The following is an 11,560-nucleotide window of genomic DNA, read 5'->3' as shown; positions in this document are numbered from 1 at the left end:
GAAAACCATGGAAGTGAGGGAAACATGTTCAAGAAAACTACCAGATTACTGATGTGCGCCGGGTTGCTGCTTGCCGCCGGATCGATAGTGGCCAAAGCTGACAGCGTTGTTTATGCGACGACTGGCGGACAGATGCGCCAGACGCTCGAGAAAGAGTTCTACGGGCCTTTCAAGGAAGAGAGCGGCACGGATATCGTGCCGTTTGATATTGAGGTGCCGGATCAATGGGCGCGCGTCGAAGCCATGAAGCGCGCCAACAAATTTGAGTTTGATATTGTTACGGCAACGGGTCCCGATCTGGTCGACAAAGCCGATCTTCTTTTGACGATTGATTGCTCGAAACTAACGAATGTCGAAGCGAAAGGCGTCGAAGGCTCCTGCAAGGAAAAGGGTGTTGCAAGAACGACGGGCGGAATGCTGCTCGCCTATGACACATCCGTTTACAAGGACAAGGTGCCTCAGACCTGGGCTGATTTTTGGGACGTGAACACATTTCCCGGCCCGCGTGGATTGCCGGATACGGGTGATCGTGACTGGTGGTTGCCGGCTATCGCACTGATCGCTGATGGCGTGCCGCGCGACAAGATTTTCCCGATGGATCTGGACCGGGCCTATAAAAAGCTCAACGAGATCAAGCCGCATATCAGCGTGTGGTGGAAGACGGGCAATCAGGTGGCACAGATCATGCGCGATCAGGAAGTCGCCATGACGATGTCCTACTCCGGCAGAGCATTGAGCGCCATGAATGATGGTGCGCCATTCAATGTAAGCTGGAATGATGCGGTGATGGACACAGGCTATTTCGCTATCCTGAAAGATGCCCCTAATCCGGAAGGCGCCCTGAAGTTTATCAATTACTTCTATGGTCATGCAGAAGGCCATCCTGCCTTCATCAAGACAGCAAACTACGCGACCCATTCAAAAGAAGGTGTGGCTTTGCTGCCTGAAGCTGAGCAGAAGAGTTACGCAACGTCGCCGGATAATTACAAACTGCTGCTTGTCCCGGATTTCAAATGGATCGGCGAGAACCGCAACATGCTGCGTGAACGCTGGCAAAACTGGCTTGCTGAATAAACAAAGGTCGCAAAGGGATCTCAGGCCGACGCCCTCGTGGTGTCGGCCTTTTTGTTTGGATCAATCTGTATAGGCTGACGATTTCAGATGCCTGACGAGAGCCGCTCCACCTTCAATCAGGTCCATGCGAATAGCCATGCGCAGAGCATAGGAGTCCCGATCGCGCAAGGCAGCCAGAACCTGTTCGTGCTGGTGAGGGCCGGCATAGGTTGGCACTGCGTTGGGATAAAGTTCCGAAAGGATAGGCCCGATACGCATCCAGAGCGCTTCAAGCACATCAATCAGATGTTTCATGCCTGAACGACGATAGATGATAAAATGGAAATCAAAGTTGGTCTGCAATGCTCCCGGCCAGTCGCCGCTTTTTTCTGCAGCAACCAGCCGATTGTGCAGATCTTCAAGCTGAAGAATGTCTTTTTCAGTGATATGCGGCAATGCGCGTTCCGCCGCCATGGGTTCAAGTTCCAGACGCATCGCACGAATTTCTTCGTATTCATCGGCTGAAAGCTTGCGCACGCGGATGTAATAGCGCGGCTTGATCTCGATGGCGCCTTCGCGCGAAAGCTGGATCAGAGCTTCACGGACAGGGGTCTCAGATGTTCCCAACGAGCGCGCAAGATCGCGGACCTTGAGCCGCTGAAGCGGAAGGAGCTGCGCCTGCATCAGCTGCGATTTGAGCGTATTGTAAACGGTGTTGGACAAAACGTCGCCAGATTCCGCCTGAGCTTCTTCCACAATGGCGTCGTCCGCTTCAGTCAAGCTGTTGTCCGGTTCATTTACAAAATTCATCAATAGGCTCCAATTGCCGGACGCATCTTTGTCGAGCGCTCGAATATATCAATTCATCACCACGACTCAAATGCCCACATGTTTGCATGCCAGAACCATCTGTGCATCAAGCATCGGGACACCATTGATGATCCTGCATCCTTTGGCTTGCGCCAATTCCAGCCAGCGCGTCATCGGCGGATTGACGATGATGTCGGATATTATGGTGTCGGAGGAAACTCCTGTCAGATCCAGCGGAAGCTCGTCTTGCTCGGCCATGCCAAGCGATGTCGTATTAACGATGAGGTCGAAGTGGATGCCGTGATCGGGTCCACTTTGGAGTGAGCAGTCTTTATAAGCAGACTGTATATCCGTGGCGAGCGCTGCAGCTTTTGCAGTATCGCGGTTGGCGATCCACAAGGAACGCGCGCCGGCTTTTGCCAGCCCAAAGCCCACAGCACGCCCGGCGCCGCCTGCTCCCAGCATCAAAACTGACATGCCTTTAGGTTCGATACCATTGCTGCGCAATCCTTCGATAAAGCCGGGGCCATCCAAATTGTCACCAACAAGGCGACCACTTTCCTCCCGGCGCACGAAGTTGACGGCACCAATTTCTTGCGCTGCATCTGTCACAGCATCGAGAAGCGGAATGATTGCGATCTTGTGTGGGATAGTCACACCAAATCCGCTTACATTGCCCATTTTGCGAATGGATTGCGTGACTTGTGCAAGATCATCAGGATGAACGTGCAAGGGAACCGCCGCTGCGTTCTTCCCTGTCTTATCGAAATGGGTATTGAAGACGTGGCTTGCCCGTACATGACAGATTGGATGTGCCAGAACGAAAAGGATTTTGCTCTTGCCGGTAACTTCCATCGGTTAAGCCCTCGTCATTTCGCGTGCGATGATGATCCGCTGAATTTGTGACGTGCCTTCATAAAGACGGAACAGGCGCACATCCCGATAGAAATGCTCGACAGCATAGTCCTGCATATAGCCGGAGCCACCATGTATCTGCACGGCGTGATCGGCGACGCGTCCCACCATCTCGGAACAATAGAGTTTGCAACTTGCCGCCTTGCGAATGATGGCGGGGTCCCGATCATCGAAAGCACGCGCTGAATCGAGCACCATGCATCGTGCGGCATAGGCTTCGGTGCTCATATCCGCCAGCATTGCCTGTATCATCTGGTGTTCTGCAATGAGCTTGCCGAATTGAACACGGGTTTTGGCAAAACCGACGGCTTCATCAATCAATCGCTCTGCCATGCCTGTGCAGACGGAGGATATATGCAGCCGACCACGGTTGAGAACTTTCATTGCTGTCTTGAAGCCACGGCCTTCCAGACCACCAATGATGTTTTCCGCAGGGACACGAACATTCTCAAGATAGACATCACAGGTCTGCGTGCCGCGTTGTCCCATCTTATGATCCGCCTTACCAACGGTGAGGCCGGGTGAATTGCGATCAACCAGAAATGCTGTGACGCCGGAAGGTCCGGCTTCGCCTGTTCGTGCCATGAGCGTGAATACGCCAGCAATTGGCGCATTGGTTATGAAGCGTTTTACGCCATTGAGAATGTAAGCATCGCCGTCTTTTACTGCCGTAGTTTTGACAGCACCTGCATCGGACCCGACATCGGGTTCTGTCAGGGCGAAGGAGCCAATGATTTCTCCGCTGGCAAGTCTCGGCAACCAATAGGTTTTCTGGGCGTCGGTGCCGTCAGCGATAATCCCCTGCGACCCGATACCGTTGTTTGTGCCGATGACAGAACGAAATGCCGGAGAGGTGTAGCCGAGTTCAAAACCGACGAGGACTTCTTCCTCCATTGTCAGCCCAAGTCCATCATATTGTTCAGGAATTGAGAGGCCGAACAGGCCCATGGCACGCATGTCGTCTATGACATCGGTGGGGATGCTGTTTGTTTCTTCCACCTGTCTTTCGACGGGCATCAACCGCTCTCTGACAAAGCGTCTGATCGTATCTAACAGTGATTGAAAGGTCTCCGGGTCGCGGATCATGAAGTGCCCCTTCGCGGGTGATTTCAACAAAGATGAAACACGTCGCGTTTTGCAGAAATATCCTATTGCTAAGGGAATGTTTCATAGATTAAAGTTCGAGACAATATAAAATGAAATTAAATTCCATTTGTGGCTTTGCTATGATTGGAATGGGTTCAGGGGAAGTTGGGGAGAGGATGACCGAGCTTACCGATGTGGTGATCGAAAGCCGTCCGGCGGCAGATGTGGCCTTACTGGAAATCAATCGTCCAGAAGCACTCAATGCATTGAATATGGATATCCGCCAGAAACTGTCAGAAGCAGTTGATCGGCTTGCGATTGATGCGGAAATGCGGGTTATCGTCATTGCGGGCAAAGGTGGAAATTTCGCCGCTGGTTCAGATGTTAAAGTGTTTGCACAGACTGGTGCTGGAGAAATTCTCGCCCAGCGGCTTCATCGTTACTGGGAGAGCCTCGCTCGTTGCCCCAAGCCTGTTATCGCTGCCGTGGAAGGCTATGCGTTGGGCGGTGGTTGTGAGCTTGCAATGCACGCCGATATTATCGTTGCATCAAAAACAGCAAATTTCGGTCAGCCGGAAATCAAGCTCGGATTGATGCCTGGCGCAGGAGGTACACAACGGCTCTTACGCGCGATAGGCAAATATAAAACCATGCTGCTTACTCTGACGGGAGAAATGCTCTCGGCGGTGGATGCGGAAAGATACGGTCTCGTCAGCCGATTGACGGACGAAGGGCAGGCATTGGAAGAAGCGCTAAAGCTTGCTGGAAAAATTGCCCTGATGCCACCGCTCGCAGCGGAACAAATCAAAGAGGCCGTCACTCACGGCGAGGATGCACCTCTTGAAACGGCTCTGAGATTGGAGCGTAAAGCGTTCCAGCTTCTCTTCGACACGGAAGATAAGCGGGAAGGCATTGACGCCTTCCTGTCCAAACGCAAGCCTCAATTCAAGGGGCGCTAGTATGGCTGCGATGTCGGAGCAACATCGTCTTATCAATAGAGTTGGTATCGTTGGTGCCGGGATTATGGGGATAGGCATAGCCGAAACCATGGCTGCGGCTGGCCTGACTGTTCATGTATTCGACCAATTTCCCGGAAACGCCGAAGCTTCAAAACAGGAGCTTGCAAAGCGTCTGGATAGCCGGGTTTCGCGCGGGAAACTGGACTCGGATACGGCTGCAGGTGTTCTTGATCGGATCACACCTGTTGATGCCCTTGGCGATATGGCTGAGGCCAACCTTGTCATAGAAGCTGTTGTTGAAGACATTGGCGTGAAGCGGGAGCTGATTGCCGCGCTTGAAAAATGTCTTCCGCCTGAAGCGATCATCGCAACGAACACATCGTCTTTGTCGGTAACTGCAATTGCCGGTAAAGCTCAACATCCGCAGCGCATAGCCGGGTTTCACTTTTTTAATCCCGTTCCGTTAATGCGCGTTGTGGAAGTAATCAAAGCTTCGCTGACGGATGCCAGGGTTATTGATGTTCTGAAGGAGCTTGCGGTACGGATCGGTCATCGACCCGTGATGGCTTCCGATACACCGGGTTTTATCGTCAACCACGCTGGTCGTGCTTATGGCACGGAAGCGCTTGCGATGATCCGGGAAAATATCGCTGATTTCACCACGATTGATGCAATTCTGCGGGATGCTGCCGGGTTCCGCATGGGGCCTTTCGAGCTTCTTGATCTGACGGGACTTGATGTGTCGCATCCCGTCATGGAAGCGATCTACGGGCAGTATTATCACGAACCCCGTTATCGTCCGTCGGTTATCACACGGCAGCGCCTTGATGCAGGTCTGCTTGGACGCAAAAGCGGCCGCGGCTTTTATGATTATTCAGACGTTGCCACCACAGCTGTAGCAAGCGATGGCGCGCGGAGCCTGCCCAAATCGGTAACGATTATCGGCGATACACCTGACAAGGCGCTGCATAAGCTCGCGAAGCAGGCAGGCGTTCCAGTCATCAATGATGTAAGTGCGAGCGCGCTGGTTCTGATCGGTTTGATTGGCGATGATCTAACCTCGGCAACAGTGCGAGAAGGTCTGAACTCTGCCAACACAATTGGCTTTGATCCGCTATTTGGCATCCACAGACACCGAACGCTGATTGCTTCACCGGGAGCAACTGACCTTACGCGGCAACAGGCTCTCGTTTTGGCGCAGTCCGACGGGGGCAAAGCATCGCTGGTTGACGATACATGCGGAACTGTTTGCCAGCGTGTTTTGGCAATGATTGTGAATATCGCAGCCGATATCGTTCATCAAAACATAGCATCAGTCGATGACCTCGATGCTGCCGTGCGTTTGGGGCTCGGCTATCCATATGGCCCGCTTGAATGGGGCGACCGGATCGGAGCCGACATCGTCGTCCATATTCTGGATCGCATGTTTGGGAGAACCGGCGATCCGCGATACCGCGCCAGCCTGTGGCTGCGCCGCAGGGCAGAACTGAAACTGCCATTGGCAGAATGCAATTAGGGAACCATGTATCATGGCCGAGAAAATTGAACTGAAACCTTCTGCGCCCTGGTATCGGCTCAATGTGACGGAAGATGACTGGCGCGCTGCAAATGCCGGTGATCTGTTGAAATGGTATAGCCAGATGAAGCTCATCCGGCGCTTTGAGGAAAAAATACTCGACTTTGAAAAAGCAGGGCTGGTTCATGGTCCGGCTCATGCCAGTATCGGGCAGGAAGCTGCGGCGGTGGGCGCCATGTCGATGCTCGGTTCCAATGACCAGATCAATGGCACACATCGTGCACATCACCAGGTGCTCACGAAGCTGATTAATGCACAGACGCCATCGGATTTCGATATTCTTCAATCCGATTGTACCGACGATATGAATGATGCCGTCTATCGTTTGATGGCAGAGATTATGGGGCTCAACCCCGGCTATTGCGGTGGTCGTGGCGGCTCCATGCATATGCGCGATGCCGCGTCCGGCATTGCAGGCACAAGTGCTATCGTTGGTGGCAATATTCCTCATGCCGCCGGCTATGCGCTTGCCGATAAACTGCTTGGCAGAAAAGGCATATCGGTCGCATTCTTTGGCGATGGCGCTTCCTTACAGGGAGCTACCTATGAAGCGATGAACATTGCTGCACTCTATCGTTTGCCGGTGATTTTCTACGTCGAAAACAATCTCTACGCGGTATCGACACACATTCAGGACGCCACGCGCGAAACACGCATTGCGTCGCGCGGTCCAATGCTGGGCTTCCCTGGCATCGAGTGCGATGGAATGGATGTTGTCGCTGTTCATCAGGCAATGCGTGACGCCTGTCAGATCATTGAAGAAGAGGGCGGTCCGGTCGTTATTGAAGCGCAATGCTATCGCTACCTTCATCAAAGTGGTAGCAAGGCCGGGAGCGATTTCGGCTATCGTACAGGCGAAGAAGAGGAAGAGTGGAAGCGCCGTGATCCAATCGCGCAGGCAGAGCGGCGCTTGAAGGAGCTTGGCATTGTCAGCGATGCAGAGCTTGCCGAGATCGACGTGAAAGTCAGCGCTGCAGTGCAAGCTGCAGGATCTCGCCTGACTGAAACAGCACCCGGTAGCAATCTGCTGCGGATACCTGATGCTCTATGGCCTTCAGCTGAAAGTGTCGATGAGGGCATACTGGGCGACGGGCAGGAGTTCTCTGATGCTCGCTTTAGCGAGATTGAGGACTATTCCACCGAGGAGCTTGTGAAGGTGCGTTTCGCGGCGGCTGCGTCCGATGTTCTTGGTCGGGCAATGGAGAAAGACCCGACAATCATCGTCATGGGTGAGGATGTTCACCGTTTTGCCGGTGGCGTCAGCGGGTTCACCAAGAACGCACTTGAGCTGTTCCCGGGAAGAGTGCTCGCCATGCCGATTGCGGAAAATGGTTTTACGGGCGTTGCGCTGGGAGCGGCCTTGCGGGGACTGCGCCCGGTTGTGGAAATCATGTTCGGTGACTTCTGCTTTGTCGCGGCTGATCAGATCGCCAATGGTATTTCCAAAGTCCGTCATATGTTCGGCGATGGTTTTCCCGTGCCGATCGTGATGCGCGTTCGCGTGTCGCCGCACACTGGCTACGGCTCTCAGCATTCGGGTGATCCATCGGCATTGTTTGCCATGTTTCCGGGATGGCGTGTCGTATCCCCTACCAATGCCTTTGACTATGTCGGGTTGATGAACAGCGCGCTCAAGTCAAATGACCCTGTGGCCATTATCGAACATGTTGAGTTTTATCAGCGTGAAAGCCTCGTACCCAAGGAAGACCGTGATTATTGTATCCCTCTCGGGACGGCCCGCATCGTGAGATCAGGCTCGGCATGTACGGTGCTTGCAACATCTGTGATGGTACAGGCCTCGGTTAAAGCCGCGGAAGAATCTGGCATAGATGCTGAGATTATCGACATGCGCAGCCTCGATATGACGGGCATTGATTGGGAGCTTATCGGCCAGTCTATAGCCAAGACCAATCGTGTGGTGATTGCCGAGCAGGTCGCGAGCGGGCTTTCGCTCGGACGCCATTGGGCTGCTGAAATTCAGGGGCGTTTCTTCAACGATCTTGACCATGAAATTCTCCATGTGACCGGCAGTTTGTCGTCGCCTGTGGTTTCACTGGTCTTGAATAAGGCGGCTCTCGGGTCGTCGGAAAAGGTTCGGGCGGCGCTGGAAAAAATCGCGCGCAATGCCTGATGAGTATGAACATAAGAAGAGAAAAACGAGGAACGAAATGAAAAATGGGAAAACTGGGCTGCATCGCCTTTTGATGACGAATTTCAAAAGCCTGATGATGGCTGCGACGTTGCTGACTGCGGTTCCCGCAGCCTATGCGCAAAATGCAGATTCTCTTGTGATCGCGCGCAACATGGACATCAACTCGCTCGATCCGCATCGCACCTTCTGCGACACCTGCCAGATTTATGACTCGGCAGTTTATGAAGGTCTTTTGTCGCTCGACAAAGATAACAAGGTCGTGCCGGTGCTCGCCGAGAGCTATACCGCAAATGGCGATCAGACCGAATTTACCTTCCAGATAAATCCGAAAGCTGTGTTCTCGGATGGCTCAAAGGTTGAAGCCAAGGACGTCAAGTGGTCCTGGGAACGCCTCAAAAATGTGAAGGCAAGCCCTTCATTTCTGGCAGATACGATTGCTTCCATCGATACTCCTGATGAGGCAACCGTGGTCGTAAAGACCAAGGCGCCCAATTCGGAGTTCTTCAATGTTGTGGCTTCGCCATATTTCGGCATCGTCAATAGTGAAGTTGCTACGTCTGAAGCCAAGGCCGTCAATGGTGAAGATGCTGCAGAAAAGGACAACGCTGAAGCCTGGTTCCTCGCCAATTCGGCAGGTAGTGGCCCGTTTATTCTGGCCGCTTACGAACCCAATTCCGAACTTCGCCTGAAGCGTAATGAAAAATACTGGGGCGAGGCTGCGAAAGTAGGGGAAGTCGTTATCCGTCAGGTTAAGGATGCCGTTGCTCAGGCGCAAATGCTTGAAAATGGCTCTGCAGATATTGCCATGCAGATCGATCCGGAAACTGCCAAGACCATCCGCAATCCCGACGTGAAGATTGACTCCATTCATTCCTATAACTTCATTTATATCGCGCTCTCACCGGGTGCCAAATCGAATGAAGTGCCTCTGACACCTGAAGTCCGTGAAGCCATTTCCACGGCAATTGATCGTGAAACACTGCTCGATTTCATGTTGGGTGACAAAGGCCAGTTGATTGGGGCCGCTATCCCAATTGGCTTTCCAGGCGGCTCTGATCACAAGATACCTGAATACAACCCCGACAAGGCAAAGGAACTGCTTGCAAAGGCGGGGCATCCGGATGGTTTCAAGCTTGAGGCAACCTATCCAAACCTCAACGTCTATGGTGTTGATTTCACGCAGATGATGCAGAAGATCCAGCAGGATCTGTCCAAGGTGAATATCAAGGTTGAGCTGCAGCCTGTTTCTTTTGCAACGTGGCGTGAGAAGGTGAATGGTGACGGCACGCCGCTGACTGTCGTCTATTATGCACCTGACTTCTATGGCACATCGCAATATGTCGATGCATTCGGTCTGGCAAAGGGCAGCCTCTGGGCCAAGCGCGCCGGTGAAGCGCGTGACCCGTCATTCGTGATCGGCGACATTCAGCAGGTTATGGCCGATGCTCTTAAAGCACCTGCCGATCAGGCTGATAAAGTCTGGTTCCAGGCTGGTGAAAAAATGGCCGCTGCCAATGTCATCATTCCGATGCTGAGCCCAGACGTCATTCTGGCATACAATAGCAAGGTGAACGGCGTGCGCTATTCGGCTTGCTGCAACCTGCCATTGGCCGAGATTTCAGTCGCCAAATAAGCTATCGCAGATGAAACAGAAAAGGCCGGAGAGAAATCTCCGGCTTTTTTTGTCGCAATGATTTTTTAGTTACGAACCGAGTTTGCAAGCTCCTGCAGGATACGGAGCGACAGGCCGCGTTTTTCCAAATGAGGCATGTGTCCACAGGCGTCAAAAGCGTGGAGCGCCACATTGTCCGGTAGGTTGCGGCTGTGTTTGAAAGGCAGGATGCGATCCTGTTTTCCAAAGACAACACGAACCGGTATTTCGAGCGATGCAAGGTCGTTCGTGATTGATATGGTTTGTGTTCCATCCGCAAAGAACTGTTTTGCAAAAGCGCTCATCGCGTCACTCAGCGGCTGGTTCTGTCGCTGTTGCACCACGGCTGAAATGAAGGCGTCTGAAATTGCGTCCTTTGCATGAACAAGTTCATGCAGCCAAGGTATGACGCTTTCTTTGGATTTGGCTTTAACGAAGTTCTCGACAAAGCCATTATTGATTTCCGGCCCCAGACCCGCTGGTGAAAACAATCCGAGCGCACGGATATCGATATTTCCTCGGACAGCCAGTCGGGCGCTCACTGCCGCGCCAAAGGAATGGCCCACAACGATCGTCTGCGAGAGGTTGAGCCGTTGGATTGTCGTTTCTACGCGTTCTGCAATTGCGTCGAGGTCGCCAACAACGTCAAGCGGTGAGGCACCATGCGATGGCAGATCAATCGCCAGCAAGGGTTTCTGCCATTGGGTGCCGGCAAACAAGCCACGCCAGTTATTATGATCCGAGGCAAAGCCATGCAGAAGGACAATCGGCGTTCCTTCTCCCTTGCGCAGCCATACCGCGTTCAGCTCAGTACCGTTGATAGATGGGGACGAGATGCTTGCTGCAGGCTGCTGCGTTTCGATGGCAGCAACAACATCTTTTTTCTGTATGCGCCCGCTCGGCCCGCTACCGTTGATCTGCGAAAGATCAATTCCAGCGTTTCCGGCCAGACGTTTTGCAAGTGGTGTTGCTACAGTCCTGCCGGCTTGTGTGGTGTGTGAACGGATATCCAACGCCGGAGTTTCCGAAGACTTTGTGGCTTCAGGTGACGAAACGGCAGCGGGTTCCGATGCGGGTTTTGAAGTGGCCGAGGAAATAGCTTCGCCTTCAAGAAAAAGGCTTGCCACACTCTGGCCGACGTCGATTTCATCTGATGTCGAAGGCTTTAGAATTTTTAGTATTCCACTGTGAGGCGCGTCCACCTCAACAACGGTTTTATCGTTGTCTATTTCAAAAAGGAGCTGTCCTTGGCTGACAGTATCACCGTCTTTCGCGTGCCAACGAGAGATTGTGCCGGAATTGGTTTCCAGACTGACTTTTGGATATAGAATATCGGTGGCCATGAGATTTCCTGCAAC

At 52.9% G+C, this 11,560-nt stretch carries 9 protein-coding genes; 5 read left to right on the top strand and 4 right to left on the bottom strand.

Annotated elements, in window-relative coordinates:
• Positions 1 to 24: 24 nt before the first annotated feature.
• Positions 25 to 1,074 carry an extracellular solute-binding protein gene (locus ABWW28_RS21770; protein WP_113477113.1) on the top strand — a complete coding sequence of 350 codons (1,050 nt, stop codon included), beginning with the start codon at positions 25 to 27 and terminating at the stop codon, positions 1,072 to 1,074.
• Between the two features lie 60 nt (positions 1,075 to 1,134).
• On the opposite strand, the gene ABWW28_RS21765 is transcribed toward ABWW28_RS21770, so the two are convergent.
• From ABWW28_RS21765 to ABWW28_RS21755, 3 genes are all read right to left on the bottom strand, one after another.
• Positions 1,135 to 1,863, bottom strand: coding sequence for a GntR family transcriptional regulator (locus ABWW28_RS21765; RefSeq protein ID WP_353392088.1), 729 nt, complete (start codon positions 1,861 to 1,863; stop codon positions 1,135 to 1,137).
• Positions 1,864 to 1,929: 66 nt separating this feature from the next.
• Positions 1,930 to 2,718 carry a shikimate dehydrogenase family protein gene (locus ABWW28_RS21760; RefSeq protein WP_113477115.1) on the bottom strand — a complete coding sequence of 263 codons (789 nt, stop codon included), beginning with the start codon at positions 2,716 to 2,718 and terminating at the stop codon, positions 1,930 to 1,932.
• 3 nt (positions 2,719 to 2,721) lie between these two features.
• Positions 2,722 to 3,864 (bottom strand): acyl-CoA dehydrogenase family protein, encoded by a 1,143-nt coding sequence (locus ABWW28_RS21755; RefSeq protein WP_113477116.1) that lies wholly within the window; start codon positions 3,862 to 3,864, stop codon positions 2,722 to 2,724.
• Between the two features lie 110 nt (positions 3,865 to 3,974).
• Here ABWW28_RS21755 and ABWW28_RS21750 point away from each other — a divergent pair, with 110 nt between their 5' ends.
• From ABWW28_RS21750 to ABWW28_RS21735, 4 genes are all read left to right on the top strand, one after another.
• A complete protein-coding gene (locus ABWW28_RS21750) occupies positions 3,975 to 4,823 on the top strand; it encodes an enoyl-CoA hydratase-related protein (RefSeq protein WP_113477118.1) in 849 nt (282 codons plus the stop codon).
• A gap of 1 nt (position 4,824) precedes the next feature.
• The gene (locus ABWW28_RS21745; RefSeq protein ID WP_353392085.1) at positions 4,825 to 6,339 is read left to right on the top strand and encodes a 3-hydroxyacyl-CoA dehydrogenase; all 1,515 of its coding nucleotides are present in this window, start codon (positions 4,825 to 4,827) and stop codon (positions 6,337 to 6,339) included.
• A gap of 13 nt (positions 6,340 to 6,352) precedes the next feature.
• A complete protein-coding gene (locus tag ABWW28_RS21740; protein WP_353392083.1) occupies positions 6,353 to 8,530 on the top strand; it encodes a dehydrogenase E1 component subunit alpha/beta in 2,178 nt (725 codons plus the stop codon).
• A gap of 94 nt (positions 8,531 to 8,624) precedes the next feature.
• On the top strand, positions 8,625 to 10,184 hold the full coding sequence (locus ABWW28_RS21735; RefSeq protein ID WP_353392128.1) for an ABC transporter substrate-binding protein: 1,560 nt from the start codon (positions 8,625 to 8,627) through the stop codon (positions 10,182 to 10,184).
• Between the two features lie 65 nt (positions 10,185 to 10,249).
• On the opposite strand, the gene ABWW28_RS21730 is transcribed toward ABWW28_RS21735, so the two are convergent.
• Entirely contained in the window at positions 10,250 to 11,545 is a 1,296-nt protein-coding gene (locus ABWW28_RS21730) for an acetoin dehydrogenase dihydrolipoyllysine-residue acetyltransferase subunit (protein ID WP_353392081.1), read from the bottom strand.
• Between the last annotated feature and the right edge of the window lie 15 nt (positions 11,546 to 11,560).

This window comes from Brucella sp. NBRC 14130, from assembly GCF_040371715.1.
Taxonomy (GTDB): Bacteria; Pseudomonadota; Alphaproteobacteria; order Rhizobiales; family Rhizobiaceae; genus Brucella; species Brucella intermedia.
The sequence above is the reverse complement of the archived record's forward strand: the minus strand, read 5'-3'. Positions and strand labels throughout refer to the sequence as shown.

Bases quoted from the DNA above. Each gene is read 5' to 3' on its own strand.
- ABWW28_RS21755 (WP_113477116.1), bottom strand. From the start codon at position 3,864: ATGATCCGCGACCCGGAGACCTTTCAATCACTGTTAGATACGATCAGA.
- ABWW28_RS21750 (WP_113477118.1), top strand. From the start codon at position 3,975: ATGAAATTAAATTCCATTTGTGGCTTTGCTATGATTGGAATGGGTTCA.
- ABWW28_RS21730 (WP_353392081.1), bottom strand. From the start codon at position 11,545: ATGGCCACCGATATTCTATATCCAAAAGTCAGTCTGGAAACCAATTCC.
- ABWW28_RS21745 (WP_353392085.1), top strand. From the start codon at position 4,825: ATGGCTGCGATGTCGGAGCAACATCGTCTTATCAATAGAGTTGGTATC.
- ABWW28_RS21735 (WP_353392128.1), top strand. From the start codon at position 8,625: ATGATGGCTGCGACGTTGCTGACTGCGGTTCCCGCAGCCTATGCGCAA.
- ABWW28_RS21760 (WP_113477115.1), bottom strand. From the start codon at position 2,718: ATGGAAGTTACCGGCAAGAGCAAAATCCTTTTCGTTCTGGCACATCCA.
- ABWW28_RS21770 (WP_113477113.1), top strand. From the start codon at position 25: ATGTTCAAGAAAACTACCAGATTACTGATGTGCGCCGGGTTGCTGCTT.
- ABWW28_RS21765 (WP_353392088.1), bottom strand. From the start codon at position 1,863: ATGAATTTTGTAAATGAACCGGACAACAGCTTGACTGAAGCGGACGAC.
- ABWW28_RS21740 (WP_353392083.1), top strand. From the start codon at position 6,353: ATGGCCGAGAAAATTGAACTGAAACCTTCTGCGCCCTGGTATCGGCTC.